General features: G+C 46.1%; 19 protein-coding genes. 3 read left to right on the forward strand and 16 right to left on the reverse strand.

Features of this window, described 5'->3' with window-relative positions:
• Window positions 1–170: 170 nt before the first annotated feature.
• Entirely contained in the window at window positions 171–398 is a 228-nt protein-coding gene (locus G9G53_RS10215; protein WP_165147336.1) for a hypothetical protein, read from the forward strand.
• A 180-nt stretch (window positions 399–578) separates the two neighbouring features.
• Here the strand turns inward: G9G53_RS10215 and G9G53_RS10220 are convergent, their stop codons facing one another.
• The 6 genes from G9G53_RS10220 to G9G53_RS10245 all read right to left on the reverse strand — a co-directional run bounded on the left by G9G53_RS10220 (window position 579) and on the right by G9G53_RS10245 (window position 10,356).
• The gene (locus G9G53_RS10220; RefSeq protein WP_165147339.1) at window positions 579–1,553 is read right to left on the reverse strand and encodes an aldo/keto reductase; all 975 of its coding nucleotides are present in this window, start codon (window positions 1,551–1,553) and stop codon (window positions 579–581) included.
• A 403-nt stretch (window positions 1,554–1,956) separates the two neighbouring features.
• Window positions 1,957–4,632 (reverse strand): YhgE/Pip domain-containing protein, encoded by a 2,676-nt coding sequence (locus tag G9G53_RS10225; protein ID WP_165147342.1) that lies wholly within the window; start codon window positions 4,630–4,632, stop codon window positions 1,957–1,959.
• Window positions 4,633–4,842: 210 nt separating this feature from the next.
• The gene (locus G9G53_RS10230; RefSeq protein WP_049817076.1) at window positions 4,843–5,394 is read right to left on the reverse strand and encodes a DUF2062 domain-containing protein; all 552 of its coding nucleotides are present in this window, start codon (window positions 5,392–5,394) and stop codon (window positions 4,843–4,845) included.
• Window positions 5,395–5,584: 190 nt separating this feature from the next.
• Window positions 5,585–8,038 carry a glycogen/starch/alpha-glucan phosphorylase gene (locus G9G53_RS10235; RefSeq protein WP_165147345.1) on the reverse strand — a complete coding sequence of 818 codons (2,454 nt, stop codon included), beginning with the start codon at window positions 8,036–8,038 and terminating at the stop codon, window positions 5,585–5,587.
• A 45-nt stretch (window positions 8,039–8,083) separates the two neighbouring features.
• Entirely contained in the window at window positions 8,084–9,187 is a 1,104-nt protein-coding gene (glgD, locus tag G9G53_RS10240; protein WP_165147348.1) for a glucose-1-phosphate adenylyltransferase subunit GlgD, read from the reverse strand.
• Between the two features lie 23 nt (window positions 9,188–9,210).
• The gene (locus tag G9G53_RS10245; protein ID WP_029519096.1) at window positions 9,211–10,356 is read right to left on the reverse strand and encodes a glucose-1-phosphate adenylyltransferase; all 1,146 of its coding nucleotides are present in this window, start codon (window positions 10,354–10,356) and stop codon (window positions 9,211–9,213) included.
• Window positions 10,357–10,611: 255 nt separating this feature from the next.
• Between G9G53_RS10245 and G9G53_RS10250 the strand changes: the two genes are divergently transcribed.
• The gene (locus G9G53_RS10250; RefSeq protein ID WP_023988334.1) at window positions 10,612–10,749 is read left to right on the forward strand and encodes a hypothetical protein; all 138 of its coding nucleotides are present in this window, start codon (window positions 10,612–10,614) and stop codon (window positions 10,747–10,749) included.
• 104 nt (window positions 10,750–10,853) lie between these two features.
• On the opposite strand, the gene G9G53_RS10255 is transcribed toward G9G53_RS10250, so the two are convergent.
• The 6 genes from G9G53_RS10255 to G9G53_RS10280 all read right to left on the reverse strand — a co-directional run bounded on the left by G9G53_RS10255 (window position 10,854) and on the right by G9G53_RS10280 (window position 18,106).
• Window positions 10,854–11,666, reverse strand: a complete 813-nt coding sequence (locus G9G53_RS10255; RefSeq protein WP_069010222.1) for a DUF3891 family protein — start codon at window positions 11,664–11,666, stop codon at window positions 10,854–10,856.
• Between the two features lie 131 nt (window positions 11,667–11,797).
• A complete protein-coding gene (locus G9G53_RS10260; protein ID WP_069010223.1) occupies window positions 11,798–12,586 on the reverse strand; it encodes a response regulator transcription factor in 789 nt (262 codons plus the stop codon).
• Window positions 12,558–14,522 (reverse strand): sensor histidine kinase, encoded by a 1,965-nt coding sequence (locus tag G9G53_RS10265; protein ID WP_165147351.1) that lies wholly within the window; start codon window positions 14,520–14,522, stop codon window positions 12,558–12,560. The genes G9G53_RS10260 and G9G53_RS10265 overlap by 29 nt, the downstream gene beginning before the upstream one ends.
• A gap of 46 nt (window positions 14,523–14,568) precedes the next feature.
• Window positions 14,569–16,215 carry an extracellular solute-binding protein gene (locus G9G53_RS10270; RefSeq protein ID WP_029519090.1) on the reverse strand — a complete coding sequence of 549 codons (1,647 nt, stop codon included), beginning with the start codon at window positions 16,213–16,215 and terminating at the stop codon, window positions 14,569–14,571.
• Window positions 16,216–16,241: 26 nt separating this feature from the next.
• Complete coding sequence (locus G9G53_RS10275) at window positions 16,242–17,129, reverse strand: carbohydrate ABC transporter permease (protein ID WP_029519089.1); 888 nt, start codon at window positions 17,127–17,129, stop codon at window positions 16,242–16,244.
• 14 nt (window positions 17,130–17,143) lie between these two features.
• Entirely contained in the window at window positions 17,144–18,106 is a 963-nt protein-coding gene (locus tag G9G53_RS10280; protein WP_029519088.1) for an ABC transporter permease, read from the reverse strand.
• 253 nt (window positions 18,107–18,359) lie between these two features.
• Here G9G53_RS10280 and G9G53_RS10285 point away from each other — a divergent pair, with 253 nt between their 5' ends.
• Window positions 18,360–19,250 (forward strand): hypothetical protein, encoded by an 891-nt coding sequence (locus G9G53_RS10285; RefSeq protein ID WP_029519087.1) that lies wholly within the window; start codon window positions 18,360–18,362, stop codon window positions 19,248–19,250.
• A 245-nt stretch (window positions 19,251–19,495) separates the two neighbouring features.
• Here G9G53_RS10285 and G9G53_RS10290 read toward each other — a convergent pair whose 3' ends face one another.
• The 4 genes from G9G53_RS10290 to G9G53_RS10305 all read right to left on the reverse strand — a co-directional run bounded on the left by G9G53_RS10290 (window position 19,496) and on the right by G9G53_RS10305 (window position 24,117).
• Entirely contained in the window at window positions 19,496–20,353 is an 858-nt protein-coding gene (locus G9G53_RS10290) for a DNA-binding protein (RefSeq protein ID WP_165147354.1), read from the reverse strand.
• Between the two features lie 181 nt (window positions 20,354–20,534).
• Complete coding sequence (locus G9G53_RS10295) at window positions 20,535–20,981, reverse strand: acetyltransferase (protein WP_029519084.1); 447 nt, start codon at window positions 20,979–20,981, stop codon at window positions 20,535–20,537.
• Between the two features lie 125 nt (window positions 20,982–21,106).
• Window positions 21,107–22,606, reverse strand: coding sequence for a UxaA family hydrolase (locus G9G53_RS10300; protein ID WP_069010226.1), 1,500 nt, complete (start codon window positions 22,604–22,606; stop codon window positions 21,107–21,109).
• Window positions 22,607–22,623: 17 nt separating this feature from the next.
• Window positions 22,624–24,117 carry a tagaturonate reductase gene (locus G9G53_RS10305; RefSeq protein WP_165147357.1) on the reverse strand — a complete coding sequence of 498 codons (1,494 nt, stop codon included), beginning with the start codon at window positions 24,115–24,117 and terminating at the stop codon, window positions 22,624–22,626.
• Window positions 24,118–24,144: the final 27 nt, after the last annotated feature.

Below are 24,144 nucleotides of genomic sequence, written 5' to 3' on the forward strand. Positions count from 1 at the left end.
CAATTTACGAAAAAAACACAAAAAGAGCCCGCTGTTGGCAGGCTCCTCCGGGTAAACCAATATACAATTAGCTTTAATTATATAGTTTACCGGGGAGATTGTAAAGGTAAATCCTTTTGCGTATAGCACCTAGTATAAATGGAGAATATTCATACAAAGGAGTGGTTCACATGTTGATGCGCAAAGTGATGATCTGCACCAGTCTCTTTATCCTGTTGCTTGTCGTGGGCTGGAGACTTGAATATAATATTCATGAAAAAGCAGTTAAGAGCAACCAAAAGTTATCAGCAAATGAAAGTTACAAATTCCGATCAGCCAATTTTGCTGAACCTGTTCTAATAAGCATTCCCTTTCTCCCCCGGGAGTATGTACGAATAGTACGAAAGATTGGTGAATAGTTGTTAGCTTTTTCGATTATCTTTAATATGAACCCTTGACTATAGCCGTTTTGCCAACCACGATTTAGGATAGGACACTAGTATAAAAACAGCAGATCAAGGAGACTATTCCCGATCTGCTACTTTTTTGGCGATTATTTCTCACAAAGAATGATACTTTATGACGAGCACAAAGTATTATTACCAAGCGTAGGCTTCTGGCGCAGGTTTTCCCGGACCCGGGAAAATCTCATTCAGCTTGGCAAGCACATCTTCGCTCAATTTGACCTCAGGTACCCGTAGAGCATCCTCTAACTGTTCTAAGGTCCGTGGTCCGATAATTGGAGCCGTTACAGCCGGATGGGAAAGTACCCAAGCCAGTGCAATCACGTCTTCCTTTTCACCCAGCTCGCGGGACAATGCTGCAAATTGCTCCAGCTTCATACGATTCTGCTCCACCTTTTCCTTGGCGCGTGCGCTGCGGGAACCTGTACCAGCTAACGCATTCCGTCCCAGCAGTCCGCCCGCCAACGGGCTCCATGGGATCACACCCAGCCCCAGCTCCTGAGCTGCCGGTAATACTTCAAGCTCGGCGGAACGTTCGTTCAAGTTGTACAAATGCTGCTCGGATACAAGCCCCAAAAAACGCCGTGCCTTCGCTTCGGCCTGCGCCACCGCAATGTGCCAGCCCGCAAAATTACTGGAACCGATATAACCAACTTGTCCCCGATCCACCACGGACTCGAATACGCCCCACAGCTCATCCCATGACACGTTTCGGTCAATGTGATGCATTTGGTATAGCTCTACATGGTCGGTCTGCAGACGTTTCAGAGACGCATCCAAATGGCGGCGAATTTTGTAAGCAGACAAGCCTGATCCTGCATTGGGTCCGTCATGTTCATTTTTCATATCTCCGTATACCTTCGTTGCCAACACGACCTTCTCGCGTCTTCCGCCGCCCTGCTGGAACCAACGTCCGATAATTTCCTCTGTCCAACCTTTACGGTCATGGCCATATACATTAGCCGTATCAAAAAAGTTAATGCCCGCATCCAGTGCGGCATCCATAATTTTAAACGCATCCTTTTCTTCGGTTTCTGGTCCGAAATTCATCGTCCCCAGACATAACCGACTCACCTTTAAGCCTGACTTTCCTAAGTATGAATACTCCATACTACCTCCCGCCTTTGCTTAAGGATTTTAAAATTCCGCAAAATTACATGCCAAAAAAGACCATACTCCGTTTATTCACCAGAACAAACCGCATTGAAACACCCCCAAATGCAATTTAAAGTTTGGAGAGCGCATGCAAAAAGGCCTCCGCACCATGCCGAAGCATAACATGCGGAGGCCACCTCCCCGTACTACCCGCCGAATATTAAAAGAAGGTGACTTTACGGCGGATGCCAGCAGAGCGGAGGATTTGAATCTGGAGAAGCGGCGCGTTCGCCTTTGCCACGGGATTCTTACCTTTTCATGTCTATCTAATCCAAAGAATCCCGTGGCAACAGCGATCGTAAGATCAAATCCTTCGCGGAGCGCGTTTATCCACCGTAACTCACTCTCTATTTAACAATCAAGGAATTAATTTCGTTTCTTTCGCTCGCTCAGCCATTTTTTTCGTATGCTTGCTGAGCGGCTTCTTCAACACCAATCCAAACAGGAAGCAAACACCGATAAATACAAACAGCATCACCACATCCCGTATCACCGTTGAAGCCAACATCCCTCCTACTGTCTCTCGTAACAGACTAACCGCATAGGTAAATGGTACAAATGGATTCAGCGCCTGAAAGAATGGTGTACTCGTCGCAATCGGAAACGTCCCTCCTGAACTGGAGAATTGAAGCACCAGCAGGATGACCGCCAGTCCCTTGCCGATATTGCCGAACACAGAAACTAGTGTATAGGTCATCGCCGTAAACACCAGACTGATCAGCATAGAGGATAGTACAAAGGCTACTTTGGCATCCACATACGCCCCGAGCAGGAACAAGTCACCGAGAGATACGCTCAGCGCCTGAAAAATACCAATTGTGGAGAATGTCATCAGCCGTCCGAAATACACTTGGTAGCTTTTAAATTGTCCTTCCGGGTCATCCACATCTACCCTGAACATTGATACCAGTAGCATCGCACCTACCCAAATCGACAATGTAGTGTAAAAAGGTGACATCGCAGAACCATAGTTAGGGATTGGATATATCCGTTCCTGCTTCAACGATACCGGACTGCCGAGAAACTCACTTTCCTTTTTCACATCCCCCTTGAGCAATGCAATAGCGCGTCCGAGTGCATTTTCGCCCTTAAGCTTGCGAATGGTGTCTGCAGCCTGACGTATGGAATCCTCGGCAGCTGGAAGATCGGTCCTTACAAAATTGGCTACTTGGTGCACCGCTTTTTCCACTTCAGGAAATTTATTTTCAATTAAGTCAGCCATTTTGACAAACTGTTGTTCCGCTTTGGGCAAATCATTACGCACAAAATCTGCCGCCTGATGAATTTTACTTTTAACCATCGGCAAATCGTTATTTACGAAGTCTGCTGCTTTGTTCACAGCATTCGTAAACTCGCCCATACGTCCCTGAATCGTTGTCGCCGCTTCATGCAGTTTCTGACGGTATTGTGGCAGATCCTGCTGGAGACGTGTTAGCTCTTGCTGGCCGAATTCTGCTGCAGCCTGTGCGTCATTTAATAGCTTTTCAATATTCGGTAGCTGCTCTTGAGTTGTAGTCAGCACATTGGCAGAATTGCGGGCTACGGATTTGATCTGATCTAGCGCCTTTTGAATGGCGGGTGCATACTCCGTATCATAATTGCCCAAAATGCTGTCAATTCCGCTACTGATTTCTCCAGCAAGGCGATCAGTGTCATCCAGCAGATTTTGCGCAGGCTTTTCACCGCGCTGGATGGCATTCCCGATACTAGTTACTGTGCTATTCAGACGGCGGAAACGATCCTCCACCCCGCTCACACGGGAAATAAGTGAATCCAGAGGTTGACTTGGCAAATATCCGTTCACACGGTTCAGCAATTGAGATATATGATCCAGCACCCCCACGGCAGTTGTCAGCCTACCGCTGACACGATTCACCGCAGCTTGTGCTGCTTTAGGATCAAAATCCACACCACGAATGATGTCTGTAATCTGAGAAACCTCATTCGCAATTTGTTGTACCAGTTGTAAATCTTCTTTAACTACTGTACCTATCGAATCAAGCGCACCCTCATTTTTGTCCAGAAATTCAAGTAAACCGTTTGTAAAGTCCTTGCCTGTGTCCGCTATCTGCTGTACTTCTGGCAGTGCCTTCTGGGCAGCATTAATAACTTTAAGAGCCGTTTGCATGTCCTCTAGGGCGGTGGTCAGTGCGCTTTCTACCTTGCTAAAATTTTGATCCAGTTCAACAATTCGATCACCAGCCTTTTGAATATCAGGTAGTCTTTTTTGGATATCTAAAATAACAGCGGCTACCTTGTCCAGCTCAGGCATGTTTTTGTCAATTTTGAGCACCAGGTCACCGGCGCGGTTAATTTCAGGAATTTTCTCCTTCAATGCGATAATCTTTTGTCCCTGCGCCTTAATTTTCGGCAAATTTTGCTCCAGCTCCAAGGCCTGTTTGCCCAACCTATCGATATCCGGTAGTCGATTATTTAGCTCCAACACCCGGTTTTCAATGTTACGAATTGTCGGGAGTTCCTCCTCCAACTTTACTCCAGCTTCCTTCAACTTCGTCAATACCGCCTGGCTAGCAGTTTCAATAAAGTTTTGGCTAATCTGGTTCGTCAGAGAGGTTGCCCCCGAAGATGTAATTTTCGGAGCTACTGCATTAATTTTTTCATTTACGGCGTAATCAATTTCCGGCTTTTGCGGATTTTCCGTCAGCACACTCGTAATTTTCTCTGAAAAGTCTTTCGGGATCAGCAGGCTGGCATAATAATCACCATCCAACACACCTTTCCGTGCTTCCGCTTCATTGACAAAAGTCCAACCCAGCTTCTTGTTATTTTGAAGGTTATGCAAAACCTCATCGCCGATATTAATCTTCTTACCATTCACTTCTGCACCCTGATCTTGGCTGGTAACTGCAATTTTAATTCCAGATGTATTCGCATATGGATCCCACATCGCTTTCAAATTCACCCATGCATAGACGGAAGGCAAAAGAATGATGCCAATGACTAATAAAGTCCCGGTCGATACTTTGAATACATTTCTCCAGTCTGTTAAGTAGATTTGCCATATCTTCCGCAACTTCATCACTCCTTGTATGTACATTAACCTGTCGTCCAGTGTTGTATGCACACGTATTGTAAACGATTCGAGCAAATGAAGCCAATCCTGTTACAATATATGCCAAAAGCGTATGGGTCTTATAGAGATCATAGGCTTTTTCTTGCCCCAACTCAAAGAAGCCCTTCAGACCTAATGAATAGGCTCGAAGAGCTTCTTTCTTATACATAGTTATCCATTCTTCAGCAGTCTGGCCGCCGAAAATGCTGCCCCATGACGCAACTTCCGCTTCTCCAACCGTTTGTGCAGCGAACGATTATACAGAACCTGAATGACAAAATACGAGATAATGCCCAGCACCACACCGAAAATCGACATGCCGATCAGGATGTGCAAGCCTCCGTGCAACAAGTCTCTGAATACAGACCAGTTGCCGTGAAACAGCTCCATAAAAGAATGCTCGTGAAGTCGTCCGCCCCTGACATGTACCGGATAATGAGATGGATAAATCCAAGCCCCCACTTGCTTGGCGAATGGCATTAGTACAATTGGCAAAAAGGTCAGCTTACCTACAACGTTACCCACAATGGCCGCAGGCAGCGAGCCGCCAGACAGACGAACAATCGGATAAAAAACAAGGTATACCAGAGAAGCCGTGGAAATCACAATCATCTCCAGCGCAAAGCCAATGGCGAAGCCCAAGGAGATCTTTTTAACTCCTCCAGGGGCGCGCAACAGCTTGATGAAATTCAGCCGAATCGCACGCCCTATATTTTGAAACATATTATAGTTCTTCTTCGATTTATGAGGTTTGAGCCTTTTCGGATTGAGCTTTATCAATAGGAGGACTCCTTCAACAGTACAATTCAATTTCAGGAATGAGTATTTACAGCTCCCATCCTTACTTATGTCTATACTGTCATTATAACCCTCAGCGTTCGAAAAGCAATGCTATTCCGCCTGTTTCGCCGTTTTAGGACAGAATTCGCTTGTAGACATCGTTCTGGAGAGGTACAATGTCCCAAATCTCAGCCGCGTATTGCTGAATCGTACAATCACTAGAAAATTTACCGGAGTGTGCCATATTGACAATAGCACGCCGAGTCCACTCCGAGGGATTCCGATACACCTGTTCAATATGAACCTGCGTATCCACATAGGCTGCGAAGTCCTTGAGCACAAAGTATTCATCATTATGATCAATCAGGGATTGATAAATGGCCTCAAATTCCCGTTCATGCCGCGTAAAAGGAGCATCGTTCACAAGTTGATCCAGCACTTCACGCAGTCTTTCGTCACTGTTGGCTGTTTTGCGCGCCGAATACTGGCCGTCCCGGTAATATGCCTCGATCTGATCCACCTTCAATCCAAAAATGAACATGTTGGAATCGCCTACCATTTCATGCATTTCAACATTGGCTCCGTCCAATGTACCTATTGTGAGCGCACCGTTCATCATAAATTTCATATTGCCTGTGCCTGAAGCTTCTTTGCCTGCCGTGGAAATCTGCTCACTGACATCCGCCGCAGGAATAATCAGCTCCGCCAGTGAGACCGAATAATTTTCAAGGAAAACGACTTTCAGCTTGTCCTTGACTTCCACATCTCGATTGATCGTGTCCGCCACGTTATTAATGAGCTTGATCGTCTGTTTGGCGAGAAAATAACCGGGTGCGGCTTTGGCTCCAAAAATAAATGTGCGTGGCGTCACATCCAGGCCCGGATTACTTTTAAGCTGGTTGTATAGATGCATCACATGCAAAATATTGAGCAGCTGTCGCTTATAACCATGCAACCGTTTGACCTGTACATCAAAAATGGAGGACGTATCCAATCGCACGCCCTGTTTTGCAAAAACATACTCAGCAAGCCTGACTTTATTATTTCGCTTAATCGCCTGTATCCGTTCTTTGAACGTCTCGTCCCCACTGTAACGAAGCAGGTCGATGAGCTCCCTTGGACGGGTCCTCCAGCGTGTGCCGATCGTCTCATCGTACAAGCTTGCCAGCTCCGGGTTGGCGTGCATCAGCCAGCGGCGATGGGCAATCCCGTTTGTTTTATTGTTAAAACGGTCAGGGTACAGCTCGTGAAACGACTTCATCTCTCGTTCCTTTAATATTTGCGTATGCAGCGCAGCCACCCCATTAACGCTGTAGCTGCCGACGATTGCCAAGTGGGCCATACGGATTTGTTCACCGTGAATAATCGCCATTTCACCAATTTTGATGTCCTGGCCTGGGTAATGCTCCAGTAGCATAGCGCAATAACGTTTGTTAATTTCTTCAATGATTAAAGAAATACGAGGAAGCAGCTCCCGTACCATATTAACAGGCCATTGTTCCAACGCCTCACTTAATATCGTATGATTCGTATATGAAACGGTTCGCGTCGTAATATCCCATGCTTCGTCCCAGCCCAAGCCCTTCACGTCCATCAGAATACGCATCAGTTCCGGAATAACTAGGGTCGGATGTGTATCGTTAATGTGCAGTGCTATTTTATCGGGCAAATGGCTATAAGGTAAACGAAGCTTCTCAAACGTACGCAAAATACTTTGTAATCCGGCCGAGCACAGGAAATACTGCTGCTTCAAGCGAAGCAGCTTTCCCTCATAATTGGAGTCGTCCGGATATAGAAATGCGGAGATAGATTCCACCGATCGATTGTAGTCGAGAAAGCGGTAATAACCGCCCTCGCCTCGAATCGGTCCTCGAACGGGATCAAGCGCTGATTCCGCACTCCAAATCCGCAGCGTATTCACCTGTGTATGACCATAGCCTACCAGCGGAATATCGTAAGGGACAGCCCAGACCGTTTCAGCATCCTTTGTCTCGAATACAAGACGTCCCTCCTGTTCGTGGGTTTCCACTCTTCCCCAAAAATGAACCTCGACCTTTTTATCAGGACGACGTTCCTCCCAGACATTCCCTTTCTGTAGCCAGTAATCCGGCAGTTCAACCTGATTGCCGTCCACAATACGCTGTTCAAACAGACCATATTTATACCGGATGCCGCACCCATGTCCTGCATAGCCAAGGGATGCCAGCGAGTCCATGAAGCAAGCCGCCAGACGGCCGAGACCCCCATTGCCTAGCCCCGCGTCCGCCTCCTGTTCTTCAATTTCCTCCAGATCCCAGCCCAGTTCACCCAATGCCTGCCGAACCATATCCAGTACGCCCAAATTCAGCAGATTACTGCCCAGTAGACGACCTATCAAAAATTCCAGGGAAAAATAATAAATCTGCTTCTCTTGTCCTTCTTTATAGGCTTGGTTCGTTTCTGCCCAATTCTTGCCGACTTGTTCACGAATCATGCCACCCAAAACCTTATATACGTCTTCCGACTGAGCCTCCTGCATCGGTTTGCCCAGCCTTCCGACCAGTTGCTCTCGAAAAGCCTGCTTAAATGCTTCTTTATTGCTGAACAAAGTTGTACCTCCTGTTATTTCCGTTTTAATGGCTAAGTATATCCTTTAAATTACGCTATTCTTGGCAATGACATAGGGAACTCTAATGTCTCCAATCAGAGTTCGATCTGGTGAAAGCTGTACATCTTTATCTAAAACCACATTCTCCACAACTGCCCCTTTACGGATGACACATTTTTGCATAATAATCGAGTTGCTTACCCGCGCGCCCTCCTCCACCCGCACTCCACGGAAAAGAATACTATTCTCGACCTTGCCTCCAATGGTGCAGCCATTGGCAACAAGTGAATGATCCACCTCGGCGCTGTGCGTATAGCGGGTCGGGGCTTCATACTTGATTTTGGTGTGTACCGGCTGATTCTGAAACAGGGCTTGATACTGCTGCTGATCCAACAGCTTCATGCTATTTTTATAGTAGCTCTCAATAGAATTAATAACCGCATGATAACCTTCATAATGATACGCATAAATACGCAGTCCACTTGGGTTTTTCTGGATGGCATCACGAAAGAAATGATTATCCTGATGGGCAATGCAATGCTTCACCTGATCCAGATACAAGTCTTTGTCCATCACAAACATTTCCAAATAAATGTTATGATGATCCTGCTCCTGATGAATACCCGTCACTCGTCCGTTCTCATCAATCTCCAGTCGTGCACAAGGATCATGCTCAGATTCTAGCTGGTCTATGGGTTTATATACAAGGGTAACATCTGCATTTTTCTCCTGATGATAACGGTATACATCCTCGATATCCACCTTATTGACATGCTGAGTTCCTGCGTGAATAATGGTTTGCCCCGATGAGCGATGAAAAAAATCCAGATTGTTGTGCACATGCTGCAAATCTCCACGCGATGCATCCGTCGGATCATTCCAGTCCGGTGGCAAAATAAACAACCCGCCCCGTCTGCGGTCTAAATCCCAAGGCCGACCTTCGCCCAGATGATCCAGCAGCGAACGGTATTTGCGGCGGATAAACAGTGCAATATCATGCACCCCTGCATGCATCATATTGGATAAGGTAAAATCAATGAGCCGATATCGACTAGCAAAGGGGACTGCGGCCCCGCACCGGAAATAGGTCAACTCCTTCAACTGATCCAGTTCGTGATCCAGGTTGATAACTCCAATGAGTCGACTCATAGCAGACACCGTCCTTATCCGGGTTAAATTCGTGCATGAAGCTGGCTTTCCTGATCGAACAAAATAATCTCATCAGAACTATCTTCAGGTCCAATAAACGCGTTGTCTTCAATAACGATGTTCTCATTCACGATAGCCCGGTGAATACGTACATTGCGCCCAATTTTTACGTTCGGCATGATGACAGAATCGGTAATGACGCTCCCTTCACCTACTTCGACCCCATAAAATAGTACAGAATGCCTTACTTCTCCATCCACCATGCAACCTTCATTTACAATGCTGTTTTTGAGGATCGCCCGTTGGGTTATATACTGGGCCGGTTGATTGGGGCTGCGAGTATAGATGCGCCAGAAAGGATCGTTCAGATCCAAAGGCGGATCCTGAACCAGAAGATCCATGTTGGACTCCCACAAGCTCTGAATGGTACCTACATCCTTCCAGTACCCAGCAAACGGGTACGCATACAGCGACCGGCCATGCTGAAGCAACAATGGAATGATATCCTTGCCAAAATCATGTGAGGATTCAGAATCGCTTGCGCTTTCCAGTAAATAGCGACGCAACACCTCCCATTTGAACAAATAAATACCCATGGAGGCCAATGTACTTTTCGGCTGTTCAGGCTTCTCCTCAAAGTCATATATTTTCAGATCATCGTCAGCGTTCAGGATTCCAAATCGTTTAGCTTCCTGAATCGTGACATTGATAACAGAAATGGTGCAGTCTGCTTCCTTCTCCTTGTGATAGTGGAGCATTCGACTGTAGTCCATTTTATAAATGTGATCCCCTGACAGAATGAGTACATGCTCCGGGTCATACTGATCCAAGAAATGCAGGTTTCGATAAATTGCATCCGCCGTGCCCCTGTACCAGTTGTTTCCATCTTCTTTCTCGTGCGGAGGTAAAACGAACACTCCTCCATCCAGACGATCCAAATCCCAGTCGCTGCCTACGCCGATATAGGAATGAAGCACCAACGGCTCGTATTGGGTCAATACGCCTACGGTGTCTATACCAGAATGAGTGCAATTGCTGAGAGGGAAATCAATAATGCGGTAAGTTCCCCCAAAAAATACTGCCGGTTTGGCTAGTGTACGGGTAAGTCCTTTGAGTCTTTTGCCTTGTCCGCCGGCGAGCAGCATGGCAACCACTTCCTTCTTTCTCATAACAAAGACCTCCCTGTCATGTGCGTCTGAAGCCATTGTGGCGGGATATTTGATAATATCCATTAAACATGAAAAGACAGTCGTAATCGTTTCATTGGCGAAGGAACGGGTAAGATGTGATGGAGAAGGGTAAATCATAGTTATGCGGAACGAGTGCAAGGAATCACTAAATCGTAAAATCCCGTTCATCTTTTCACATTTTGGATGCTTTTAAGCATTTGGGTATGACAACATGATCATAAGGAGGCGTACTTTATGAAGAATAAGAAATGGGTGGTAGCAGCATTGGGAATGGGTGTGACGTATCTGATGAAAAATAAAGGGGCACGCGATAAGGTATTGAATAAGGTACAGACTATTGTCAATCGTGCGAAAACCTCTGCAAAATCGTAAAATGTTAAAGCTAGAAAAAAGCGAGCCTCTCTGAATCATGGTTCAGGGAGGCTTTTCTCTGCCTCTACAAACAAATTATTGTTCGAGGCTGTATCCGTAGACGGTCAAGCATTCTCCTTATGTTCTTCTACTTCCATGATATGTTCAACGGTAAAGGTTCGATGCGTCCATTCGGAAGAACGGTAAGCCTCTAGGAGACCGAAGGTACGAATTTTCTCCTTGTCCACCTTTTTAAAGGTATGAGTAATCCCTACCTTGCCCTTGAAAGGAAAAAAGGAGAGCCCTACAGTCTGATCCGATAGCCACTCGGCCCAAACTCGCCCGCTTTCATGACGAACAGCCGGGAAGCTCAAACCTTCAGCAAACCATTCATATTCTACTGTAGGCGTACCCGGCTCTCGACTGCACAAAAACAGACTCAATTCGTCGCAAAACAACATTCTCCGTACATCCGTCCGCACTTGATGGTCGAAGGTTACGCCACATGCCAGCTCCTGTTTGAGCCTCAGACGACGCTGTTCCTCCGCTTCCTGATAAGCATGCGTAATCTGCTTGTCCTGAGCATTTTGATGCTCGGTCCGCCCGACTAGCTCCTTGTACATCAAGCTACACAGCAACGCAGCATACGTGTTTCCTTGTTCGACTTCATCAATCCCAAGACGATAGAAAACAAAACGTGGACTGAGTGGAAAATCAATAAATGTATAAGGTGCTGACATATGATCATTCCAGAAAGGAGCAGCGTCTAACTGTATCCAACCCCGATCATGCTCCCTTGCTGCATATACAAAATCCTGCTTATGACGTCTATTCTTGAAGGCACTCTCTTCCCATTGTAAAGCCAACTCACCTGAAATATGGGCATGGTCATGCTGCGTCGTCATGATATAAGCTTGGTCCGTTTCATAAATAACCATATGCTCTCCCCTTCCGTTCGGCGATTCGTGTGATTGTGTACAAACTCTCTGATTGAAGGTCATGGTTATGCATACGTTTATTATATCAGGATAAGGGTAAAAAGGCAGTGGAGTTTTCCCCCTCTTTATATCTAATTCCCCCTTTGATTCTGCACTCGAAACTGCTGCGGGCTCATCCCCTCCAGCTCACGAAACACTTTGTTAAAGTGCTTTGCATTGTCAAAGCCCACGTTAGCCGCAATTTCATAGATCCTGCCCCCTTGACACTCCAGCAGCTTTTTGGCTTCTGTAATGCGCAGCCTTTTTACATATTGAACAAAGCTGAGGCCTGTATAGGCTTTGAACGCCTGACTAAAATACGTATAATTCAAGGATACTGAGTTGGATACTACTGCCATATTCAAATCCTCGCTGTAATGAGCGTGGATATATTGGATAGCACGTGTCATACTACCACTTCTATCGACGTTGGCACTCGCGCCAGCTAGTCTATCTTTCTCTACGCCGACAACACTATCGTATGTGAGGGGGTTCCTCTGCTTCAATTCCTCATTCAAAACTGCCAGTGCACCGAACAGTTCCTCCCTTACAATCGGCTTGAGTAAATACTCCCGTGCCCCACAGCGAATCGCTTCGCGCGCATACTGGAACTCGTCATATCCACTGAGAATGATCACCGAAGGCCTGCGTTCCGGCTCCAGCTCACGAATATGCTGCATCAGCATAATGCCATCCATAATAGGCATACGGATATCCGTTATCACCAACTCGGGCAAAAACTGCTTCACATGCTGCCAGGCTTCCCTTCCGTCCTTGACCAGTACACATTCATAGAGACCGGAAAATTCCCGTTCGATCATAGCTTGAAGTCCCATTCGAATATTTTTCTCGTCATCCGCAATCAACAGCTTGGTCGTCATGGTCCGTCCCCCTCATCATGTAACGTCTAGGCAAAATCAGGGTCACTGTCGTCGATTGTCCGTGGATGCTGTCCAGTCTTATGCCATACTCTTCGCCATACTGCATACTTAAACGGCGATGCACATTATACAAACCGATTCCCCCATTCATCCCGGGCTCGTGGAAATCCATATTCGTTCGCGCTAGACCAGCCATGATGGCGTTTCTTCTTTCTTCAGATATCCCCACTCCGTTATCCTGTATACGCAATTCTATGATATCCTGCTTAGAGCAGGCTTCAATCGTGATGCTGAATGGGCTTTGCAATGTACTCCACCCGTGCTTGATAGCATTTTCGACTACAGGCTGCAGCGACATTTTCAGCATCTCCAGTTCCATAAACGCCGACGATAGATGAATTTCCAATCCAATTTGGTTATCGTGGCGAATGTTCATGATGGCCACGTAATGCTGGATATGTCGGATTTCATCCCGCAACGCAACACACGACCCGGACCATTGGAGATTATAACGCATCATCGAGCCAAGGGAGGTAAGGGCATCCGACAGCGGATACTGCCGTTCTATCTCCGCCATCATTTTTAAATTTTCCAATGTATTATAGAGAAAGTGGGAATCAATCTGATGCTTGAGCGCTAGCAGTTCAGCTTCTTGAGCAGTGGCCTGCTTGTGTACTGCCTCGGCAATGAGCCCGTTAATTCGACTCAGCAGACTGCGAAAATATAAAGCCAGCTCAGCCACTTCTCCCCGTCCATATACTGGAATCTTAAGCTGAAAGTCACCCTCCTGCTCTACTTTTTTCATGGATTCACGCAGGGTATGTAGCTGCTTGAGAATGAAGGCATGCAAGGTATAGGAAATGACGGACATAAACAAAATCAGCATACTAATAATGAGCAGCATGGCATTGCGTTTCTGACGGAGATCACCTAGCGGACCGTCCAGCGCCACCACATTTAGCAGGTAGGCGTCCAACCCTTCTATATAACGGTACAAACCAAGATAAGGCTTATTCCCATAGGTAAAGTCAAAAACACCACCCTGTCCCTGAACGCGGGACTGTAACAGATGGTGCACATGGGACAGAGGGATCGAAATTGAATCTGATAGAGAGGAAGCTGTAGCTATTTCGGTAGAATACATTGGTTTGTCAGCGTTCCTTGAGCTGTAATCGTCGCCGTCCAGAATGAACATTTGCCATGCGCGATTACGTTGCGGGATTCCAAATACCCTAGGTGAAAATAGCTCCAGCCTCATATTTGTTTCTACCAACCCCGCGTGTCTTCCTCCAGTAGACTGAATTTCACGTAGCAGTGCCATATACTGCACTGTCTCACTTTCCTGGCGGGATTGTCCCCCAAGTAAGCTTTTCGGCCCCTTGTACATATCCCACCATATTTTCCCTTGTCGGAGTTGAGCCGCTTTCAGCCAGGAAGCCTTAGGCAATCGTGATTCTTTGAAAATCATCGGCCATATTTCATGCGTCTGGGGATTATTGGTATACAGTCGAATGTTCTCTACATTGGGATTACTGTACAGCAAGTGCTGTAAATTTGGAAACACATTCAAGTTGAATTGGACTAGCTCATCGCTGCTTATTTCACGTTCCTCGGTTAGATAATGAAGCACGTTGCGATCTGAGATCGCAAGCTGTGCGGTTCGCTCCATAATTTCCATATTGCTATGAATATGGGCCAGCTCTGTATCCAACACATACTGATTTTGTACGGTAATGTCTTTCATTGTATTCTCGTACAGTTGGTGAAAGGTATATAGCGAGAACAATACCACCGGGATTAAAATGACGCCGATATACGCGACAATGAGCTTAACTTGAAGGGAACAACCGCCAAGCCGATCGGTCGTTCCCGTCATCCACTGCCATATCGTGCGGCGCAGCAGGCTCTTCATCTGTGAACGTGCACGGCCTGGCATGTAATCACATCCTTAGGGGTTCAATAGATTAAGTTATTGAATTAAATCATTTGGTGAACTGTTCAATTTTCTTAAGGTTTTCCTCATAGGCTTTTTGCTGATAAGCCAATACCTTGTCATAGCCTGCTTTTCTGCGGTCTTCCAAAAAGCGGGCAAACAGCCGATCGAACTCCTCATCCGAGGAAGCCAGCAACAGTTTCGGTAATGCCTTGCCCCAAATTTTGTCTATCTGGCCTGACGCAATGCCTTCTGCCGAGGTTCCGGTCGGTTTGATATTCTCATATTGAGAGAAGCTGTGGGTCTTGCCTTTCGTCCAATCTTCAGGCTGCTTATACGGCTCGACACTGGGCGGCGCCCACTGCAAATTCATATTTGTATCCATCAGCATCCAGAAAGTGAAGGAGGCGCCATACTTTTTGTCAAATGCAGACCGATCCTTGTTCAGCAGCTCCAGTACCTCCGGCTTGAAGGCTGGCTTACCGTTAACTGTGTCCCACAGCTTTCCCTGCTCCCCCAGATACAGATCACGATTTCCTTCCTCGCTAATCAGATAAGTCAGAAATTCAATAGCCCGCTCCTTGTCTTTGACATCCTTCGAAATAAGCGTCACCGTCCACCCGGAAATGCCCGGCCCGGCCAGCGTCGGCGGGTCCAGCTTACTGTTGGAAGGTCCATCCACCGCAATGTAGACGGAGTTGGGATCTTTCGCATGCAACGTCACCTGTTGTGTAGCAAAATCAGAGCGCTGATATAGCATGGCAAAATACCGTCCCTGTGCCACCTTCTCCTCCATTTGCGGACGTTTGTCGATAAATACGTCCTTGGCGATCAGACCCTGCTCATTGGCTTGACGGAATGTTTTGAGCCAGCGAATGTACTCTTCGTCCGATCGACGGTCGTACAGCTTTCCGTCCTTCTCATGTGGAACGGCTAAAAAATTAAGTAAATAGTCTTCAAAAGAATAATTTCCGTTATCCGTAAATTCGTGGAACCCTATCGGGATCAGCGGTTGACCGTTTATCTCCGGGAATTTCTCCTTTGCTTTTTGAAGCGCTTTCAGGAATCCCTCTGGTGTTCTCATATCCGGCTTGCCAATCGCCTCGTACATATCCTTCCTAACCATAAACGTTTGATTGGAGACAAAATTTTGGCCGTATTTTTGGTAATCCTGTGGTGAAGAGGACGCGTTAGGATACCCATATACATTCCCGTCCGTTTGACGATACCATGACATTTTAGCTGGGTCTGCCACTTTAATCAGATATGGATCATATTTCTCGGCCAACTTGTTAAGTGGGAGCACCATCTTGCCCTCGATCATTTTTTTGATCGCATCTTCCCCCCAACTGAGCGTGACAAAATCAGGCAGTTTGCCCGAGGCGAGCATGGTATTCAGTTTTTCATTTTCATTCCCTGCGGGTACGATAAAATTAACGCTGACCCCAGTCTTTTGCGTCACATACTTCGAGGTCATATCCGTTCCCCACTTGTTCGGGAACCAGGAAAAATTCAAATACCAGTCAAACGTAATCGGCTCTGTATCCGCCTTCCAGCCTGGCGTATCTGCCGAAGCCTTAGTTTTCTCGTCCTTCAATTCCGTGACAGCGCCACTTCCACCGGACGTACACCCCGCGAGCGGTCCTATCAGCAGCACGACGGCCAACAGCCCTTTCTGCCATTTGCGAATGTTCATCATAAATCTCCCCCTTGGATGATGTGCTAACCCTTGATCGATCCGATCATCAGACCCTTGACAAAATACTTCTGCAGAAAAGGATATACCAGTACAATGGGCAGTGTCGTCACGACCATCGTCGCCAGCTTGATCGATTGCGAAGTGACGGACTGGGCAACGCCCCCCGGTGCAGCAGCCATCATTTGATTAGAGCTGGATTGGGCAACAACCCGGTACAAATACGTCTGAATCGGCTGAAGATCCGTATTATTAATATAGATCATTCCGGTAAAATAATCGTTCCACTGGTATACCCCATGAAACAACGCAATCGTCGCTACTACCGGCATGGATACAGGGAGCACGATTCGGCAGAAGATACCGAAATCATTCGCACCGTCTATTTTCGCCGCCTCTTCCAGTGCATCCGGCAGTTCTCGGAAAAAAGCCATAAAAATAATAAGATCAAAAAAGCTGAACATCGCAGGAATGATGTACACCCAAAAGCTGTCCAGCAGTCCGAGATCACGAATCAGCAAATACGTTGGAATCAATCCCCCACCGAAAAACAGGGTAATGGTACCAATCAGCATATACAGTTTGCGCCCGATCAGCTCCTTACGGGAATATGCATATGCAATCATAGCGGTAAAAAACACATGAACAATCGTGCCGATAAGCGTCTTGGCAATAGTCACTCCCATCGCAGTCATAATACCGTTGTTAGCAAATACGGCCTGATAGCTGCCCAGACTGAAGACTCTCGGCCACCAGTAAATGCCACCCCGCATAGCGTCTGCTCCTTCGTTAAAGGAGTTCACCAGCACATACCACACGGGATACAATGTCACAAAACAAATAATCAGCATGAAGACGTTGTTCATGAAATCGAATATCGCTTCGCCTGCTGTTCTACGTTGCAATAGCTGCATGCACCCGTCCTCCTTCAAAATAGGGATGTATTATTCACCCGTTTGGTCACCGAATTGGCAATTAGCAGCAAAATGAGAGCAAGAACCGATTTCAGCAAACCCACCGCGGTAGAATACGAGAAACGGCCCTGCTGAATGCCCACCTGATATACATAAATATCAACTACATTACTTGCACTTTCATTCAGCGAGTTACGCAGGACGAGAATTTGATCGAAGTTGGAGTTCAATATGCCGCTGACCGCCAAAATAAACAAAATGGATATGGTCCCCTTGATAGCGGGAAGTGTGACGTACCACATTTTCTGAAACCGTCCGGCCCCGTCAATGGTGGCCGCTTCGTACATGTCCGTAGATACCCCCGCCATGGCTGCCAAATAGATAATAGCTGACCATCCAAGCTCTTTCCAGATATCCGAGCTAACGACGATAGCCCAAAAATAGCTCGGCTCTGCCAAATAACTGATCGGCTGGTCAATCCACCCCCAGGCTAGCAACAGTTGATTGATCATCCCGGTATCTGCCAGCCACGTCGTTAAGATCCCGCCAAGAATGACCCAAGATAAAAAGTGCGGAAGGTACGAAATGGTCTGTATAGATTTTTTGAACCGTGTAGACCGAATCTCATTCAGAAACAGAGCAAATACAATAGGTAACGGAAACCCGATCGCCAGCTTGAGCAGGCTAATACCCAGTGTGTTTTTGACAATGTACCAAAAGTTATCATCCTCCAAAAAGGCCCGAAAATGCTCTAATCCCGCCCAAGGTGCGCTTGATATGGTTCCAATGATGTCAAAATGTTTGAACGCAATTAAAATACCGTACATCGGAATGTAATGGAAAATAATCATCCATACCACCCCAAGCAGCGCCATAGTCTGCAAATGTCTTTGTTGAACCCATTTGCGCGCTAGTGATGCTCCTCTTCCCGATCGAACCGGCGGCTGTGGCTGCGGATTCTTCCCTCCTGTACTCATACGAAGACCTCCTTTCTTTGTAATGTAAGCACTTACATTTATTATTTTAAAGGCTTCTGCTTCGTATGAGTAGTACTGGATTTTTTGATTTTGGTATCTAAAGTTCAGGTGGGGATCTGACTATAGGCGAGAATTTTCTTCCATACTTTGGATTTTCATATCTATTAATTTACGAAAAAGACTATCAGATGGTACGATAAGACTATATGTGATTCCAATCATTACCTATATACCTAGATCAGGAGGATTAAGAATGGAAGAATTGGTTCGTTCGATTCAGAAACAGGTTCGAATTAAAAAGTTTGCTTGCTGGGCGGGGCTCATCATGTTTGGTCTGTGTACTTTAGTTGGCATTGCAGCTCAGGAATGGCTTATGACGCTCCTGTCACTCGGGATGACAGTCTTATCAATCTATGGGTTAACCATGATGCGTGGTATGACGAAGTTTACTAAAGAGTATCAACCGGGAAAGGGCTACGGTTATTATCGCCGTACGGTACAACAAAAGCTGCGCTATCTAACTTGGGGACAGTGGTTAGTAGGCGGCCTTATTGTCCTGATGTTCTTTATATTTAACGTCCGACTTAGTGCTTTTCTCATTGCTATCTTGGGTATCCTGACTATTCAGTTCAGTATCAAAAAACGAATTAAAAATCATCAGGAACCCGATGTCACTGAGCTGGAGGAGTTTGTACGGATGGGGATTGTTTCTCCGCATGAGCAGACTATTGGTGTATATAAAGATTTTCTACACCTGAGTCATACATTTCGGGGTAACCAAATTGTTATCGTTACAGACAAACGCCTGATTTCTGTATTTGTGGAGGAACAGGGGCGTGCGGTGAAGACGGAAATGTTACTCTCGGGTATAAACAAAATACGCGCCATCGGTACGGGTTTTCAAGGTCAAGGTATATTGCTGTCCGTAAGCAACCGTGACCATAACGAGCTTCACATTCATATGGTCGGAAAAAGCATTTTCTTTTCTCCAGAGCAATTTATAGGTTCCTTGCTACGGGCACTGGATGCAGCGTTAAAAAGCAGATCATACAGTACGGAAGAACCATTCCCGGTTTACCAACAGACAAGGATTTCATTGCATCCGTCAGAACAGGGTTTGCTGCATAAACCTACGACAGCTTAAATATTGTTGGGACATGTACCGCGTTATATATACGGTATGATCGGTCTTCATCATACGCCAAATAGCAAGTAAGCCCTGACCTAAATGAGCTTACTTGCTATTGGGTGTACTTCCACATCATATTTTCCAATCAACTGCCTACCTGCTAAAACAACTAATTTTCTACTGTACTTCTGCCTTCTTAATGATTGGCTCCATGATAAAACACCGTGATGAGATCATGACTTGTAACAAACACTAGCAAACTAAACAGACTGAGCGACAGAGGGCGTGAAATCAATTTTTTCATCCTTTAACACTCCTTTTAAAATAGTTATATATTGGTCTTGCTGTGTTGCTGTAGCTTGGGATCTGAAAATTTCAAATACAGCGGTACATTTCCTAAACTCATGTTCATGTTCCATACCCAGGGTATCGGACAGCATGAGAGATTGCAGGATATAGCCCAACGCAACCGTAAACTGTTGTTGCTTGATATAGTAAAGAGCCAGTTGATAGCAGAAGCGAAAATAATAAGATACATTCACAGGCTCTTCAAAATATTTAAAACCTTCAATTTGTTCGGCAAATGATTCCAGCACAGCCTCTAAAGAATAGTCGTATCTCGACGCTCCCTCAACGATGGAAAGAAGCCCCGGTAACAGCTCTTCCGGATTGTTACGAAGAAATTGGATATATTCCTGCAACACTTCGGCATGGCCTGACAAAATATCAAGGGCATACAAATTAGCTCTGGCAGCATAGCGGTAATATTCCACCTCTGCTTCCCCATATTGATCAAGACCATTAAACCAGCCCAATTCTGCATATTTTTCGATGCAATCGCGAGCGGCCTCATACTTGCCCTGTTTTTGGAAAGCCATGCCTTTCATGAGATGACTGTAGCCGTAGTAGTAGACTAGCGGCCGTTTGGTATGTATGGGTTGTATAGGTTTCTTGCGCGCTTTGTAGAGCTGCAATTCCTGATACTTTTGGTTGACATGGCTATACAGCCGGTCGCATAAAGCAATCATATTGGCACCGTCCGCAAATGAAAAAGAAAGCTTAATCATGTTGACAAGTGTGTCTAGATCTGTGATGTCGGAGTGAACAAGATCATCCACTATTCCCGCCTCCTTGTCTGACTTTTTATATTCACCAAACAAAAGCAAGCTCTAAACCCTAACTAAAAATAACTTAATTACGTATTTATTACGTAATTAAGTTATACCATGAATTCAAACATATGACAAGTGCATTATGATAATATATTCCATTTTTAAAATACCAACGAAAGTAGATCGTTCACTTGTTCAATTCCATGTGAAGCAAAGGAAATGCCCTACCTGATCCATCCAGTGCAGAACGCGCCGTTTGTACAAAGCCGTAATGTCTGTAGAAAGCATACGCTTTCTCGTTCTGCTCATTCACGTCCACTTTGAGGTGTTTCCCTTTTATTTTTTCAGCATGCTGGATGAGTCGGCTGCCTATGCCCTGCCCATGGTGTTCAGGGTCCACAAACAGCATCTCTATTTTTAATCCGTCCAGCCCGATAAAACCTGTTGGTTCTTGACTTGTATTCCATTCCATCCAAACTTCAAGTTCTCTTAAAACACCATTGCGTACGATATGATGATAAAATTGAATGTCCTCTTCCGCCAAAAATGTGTGCGTCCGGCGTACAGCCCGCTGCCAAATATCAACGAGTTGATCATGATTTTCTTCCCGATAAGCAACAATTTCATTTTGCACGGTACTTCCCCCTTATTTAAATATCGATATTGCATGTTTTGCAGTAAGTCTAACATGCCTATTTAGAAGCATACAAACACAAAAAAGGAAGCGGAGTAATTCCGCCTCCCTTAGACTACAGCCTTTTACAACGTAACACCGTTTTTAAAAATAGCGAGCTCCCTGAAATTGTTTTTCTCATTGTTCACCCATGTTCCGCTGGCTACATCGACGATGTAATCGACAAAGTTGCGGAGCGCATCTTCCATACTGACATCCTCCACCAATGAACCGGCGTTATAGTCGATCCAATGAGGTTTAGCCTTATATAACGGCGAGTTGGTTGATACCTTCATCGTCGGAACAAAGGAGCCAAACGGCGTACCGCGTCCAGTTGTGAAAATGACGAGTTGGCAGCCCGCTGCGGCGAGAGCTGAAGATGCCACTAGATCGTTGCCCGGCGCGCTGAGCAGGTTGAGTCCCTTGGTCTTGAGACGTTCCCCGTACTGAATGACATCAGTGACCGTGGAAGACCCGGATTTTTGCGTACAGCCCAGTGATTTATCCTCCAGCGTCGTAATGCCCCCTGCTTTATTGCCCGGTGACGGATTTTCGTATACTGGCTGCTTGTAATCCAGAAAATATTGTTTGAAATCGTTAATCAGATGTACGATCTTACCAAATACTTGCTCATCGGCAGCGCGCTCCATTAAAATCGTTTCCGCGCCGAACATTTCAGGTACTTCTGTCAATACCGTTGTTCCACCTTGCGCTGCCATATAATCCGACAATCGTCCGAGTAGTGGGTTGGCAGTAATACCCGATAAGCCATCAGATCCACCGCATTTCAAGCCGATGTTCAGCTCAGACAATGGTACAGGTTCCCGCCGATCTTCTTGCACGGCCGCAAAAATTTCATGAAGCAACCTTACCCCTTCCTCTACTTCATCCGACACATCTTGGGAAAGCAAAAACTTTACCCGCTCCGAATCATATTCCCCGATGGCTTCCTTAAATTCTTTCATTTCATTGTTTTCACAGCCCAAACCCAGTACAAGTACGCCACCTGCGTTCGCATGTTTCACGGCATCGATCAAAATCGTGCGCGTATGTGCATGATCGTCACCCAACTGAGAACAACCATAGTTATGCTTGAGCACAAGTGCATTTTCAAAAGGTGAAATATCTCCCACTTCCTGCTTGAAACGGTTTAAAATAAGTTCAGCGATCCCGTTCACACAGCCGACCGTCGGCACAATCCACAACTCATTGCGAATCCCCACACGACCGTCCTTTCGCCGAAACCCTTGAAACGTACGACTCTCCTGTTCATATAAATGAGGAGCTGGCTTAGGCTTATAAGTGTACTCTTCTACGCCTGTCAGGTTCGTCTTCGTATTATGCGTATGCACATGCTGACCTGCCTGAATGGGCTGAATGGCATGACCGATGGGATATCCGTATTTCAGAACATGCCCACCTACAGGTATATCCTGCAAGGCGATTTTATGCCCACGTGCTACATCCTCGGCTAGCTCCACCCGTTGTTCTTCTTGTGCTCCCCATGCCAGTGTTTCTCCCTGCTTGTAATCACGCAAGGCGACAGCCACGTTATCTTGATTATGAATTTGAATGAATTCCAGCATTCCGGTTTCCTCCTTGCTTATGCTCTGGGCACGCTGTTCCCGGTTAGAGAATCGAGCGTCTCCTTCATTCCTCTGCTTGTAATTTCATACACGTGCTGTGCCGTTTGTTCAGCCAGCCCTTCGATCTGGTTCAAATCTTGACCCCACCATGTTTGCTTGCCGAGTACCCGCTCAGTCAATTGCTTCGCCCCGGCGAGAGTACCGTCATATTTACTCCACAGTTCACCAAACGTGCTCAACACTTCAGCTTCGTCTGCCAACGCAATCGACTCGCCATTTCTATCACCCCGGTAAAATACGAGTAAGGACGCCAGTGAAAACACGATTTTGGCAGGCAGCTCCTTACGTTGTTCTACATACTGGAGCAAGGATGGCAAGTTCCGTGTCTTGAACTTTGACACCGAATTCAACGCAATACTCATAACATAATGACTTACATATGGATTACGGAACCGCTCAATAACATCGTCGGCATATACATTCAATTCCGCTTCTGGTGAGTTCAGCGTCGGAATAATTTCTTCTCGAATCAGCGACTGGATAAAACTGCCCATAATATCATGCTCAACCGCCTGCCCCACTGTGTCCAGGCCATATAAATAAGCTACAGGTGTAAGCGCCGTATGTGCTCCATTCAAAATACGCACTTTCCGTGTACGATATGGCGCCATATCGTCGACAATCAGGACATTCAATCCGGCCAAATGAGCAGGTAATTCCTCTTTAAGCCACTGTGGCCCTTCAATAACCCATAAATGATACTGTTCGCCCACAACAACCAAATCGTCCTTGTAACCCAATTCCGCTTGGATTTCATGAATTCGGTCTTTGGGATAACCAGGTACAATTCGATCCACCAAACTGTTGCAGAACGTATTTGCTTCCTCTATCCATGCAATAAACTCAGCTCCAAGCTTCCATTGGTCCGCATATTTCAGTACGATTTCCTTGAGAGCGTCTCCATTACGGTCGATGAGCTCGCATGGAATGATGACCAATCCCTTGCTCTGATCGCCCCCAAAAAATTGAAAGCGCTTATACAGAAAGGCAGCCAGTTTGCCCGGGAAGCTCTTTTGCGGACGATCTTCTAGCTGATCGTCTGGGGCATAAGCGATCCCCGCTTCCGTCGTATTCGACACAACAAAACGCAGCTCCGGCTTTTGGGATAGTGCTTCATACTCCAAAAAGTCCGAGCCGTACGGATTAATCCCACGAGAGACGCACTCCACAACGGTATGCTCCTTCATGGCCTTCCCATCCTTAATCCCTTCAAGAATAACCGTATACAGGTCATCCTGCTCGTTAAGCTTCTCCACGAGGCCTCCTGGCTGCGGTTGTACAATCACAACTCCCGTATTCCATTCTGCCAGCTTATTCATTTTGTCAAATTGCCAGTCTACAAAAGCACGCAGAAAGTTCCCTTCCCCGAATTGCATCACCCTCACAGGATGCGGGTCTGTAACGATAAAGCTTTTTCTGTTTAATTGATCTAATGCATCTACTTTTTTCATCCGGAGTATCCTCCCACTATTACCATA

The organism is Paenibacillus sp. EKM206P, from assembly GCF_011066155.1.
Lineage (GTDB): Bacteria > Bacillota > Bacilli > Paenibacillales > Paenibacillaceae > Paenibacillus > Paenibacillus polymyxa_D.

Coding starts and splice junctions, on each gene's coding strand:
- G9G53_RS10215 (WP_165147336.1), top strand. CDS start 171: ATGTTGATGCGCAAAGTGATGATCTGCACCAGTCTCTTTATCCTGTTG.
- G9G53_RS10220 (WP_165147339.1), bottom strand. CDS start 1,553: ATGGAGTATTCATACTTAGGAAAGTCAGGCTTAAAGGTGAGTCGGTTA.
- G9G53_RS10230 (WP_049817076.1), bottom strand. CDS start 5,394: ATGTTTCAAAATATAGGGCGTGCGATTCGGCTGAATTTCATCAAGCTG.
- glgD (WP_165147348.1), bottom strand. CDS start 9,187: ATGAGTCGACTCATTGGAGTTATCAACCTGGATCACGAACTGGATCAG.
- G9G53_RS10245 (WP_029519096.1), bottom strand. CDS start 10,356: ATGAGAAAGAAGGAAGTGGTTGCCATGCTGCTCGCCGGCGGACAAGGC.
- G9G53_RS10250 (WP_023988334.1), top strand. CDS start 10,612: ATGAAGAATAAGAAATGGGTGGTAGCAGCATTGGGAATGGGTGTGACG.
- G9G53_RS10255 (WP_069010222.1), bottom strand. CDS start 11,666: ATGGTTATTTATGAAACGGACCAAGCTTATATCATGACGACGCAGCAT.
- G9G53_RS10260 (WP_069010223.1), bottom strand. CDS start 12,586: ATGACGACCAAGCTGTTGATTGCGGATGACGAGAAAAATATTCGAATG.
- G9G53_RS10265 (WP_165147351.1), bottom strand. CDS start 14,522: ATGCCAGGCCGTGCACGTTCACAGATGAAGAGCCTGCTGCGCCGCACG.
- G9G53_RS10270 (WP_029519090.1), bottom strand. CDS start 16,215: ATGAACATTCGCAAATGGCAGAAAGGGCTGTTGGCCGTCGTGCTGCTG.
- G9G53_RS10275 (WP_029519089.1), bottom strand. CDS start 17,129: ATGCAGCTATTGCAACGTAGAACAGCAGGCGAAGCGATATTCGATTTC.
- G9G53_RS10280 (WP_029519088.1), bottom strand. CDS start 18,106: ATGAGTACAGGAGGGAAGAATCCGCAGCCACAGCCGCCGGTTCGATCG.
- G9G53_RS10285 (WP_029519087.1), top strand. CDS start 18,360: ATGGAAGAATTGGTTCGTTCGATTCAGAAACAGGTTCGAATTAAAAAG.
- G9G53_RS10300 (WP_069010226.1), bottom strand. CDS start 22,606: ATGCTGGAATTCATTCAAATTCATAATCAAGATAACGTGGCTGTCGCC.
- G9G53_RS10305 (WP_165147357.1), bottom strand. CDS start 24,117: ATGAAAAAAGTAGATGCATTAGATCAATTAAACAGAAAAAGCTTTATC.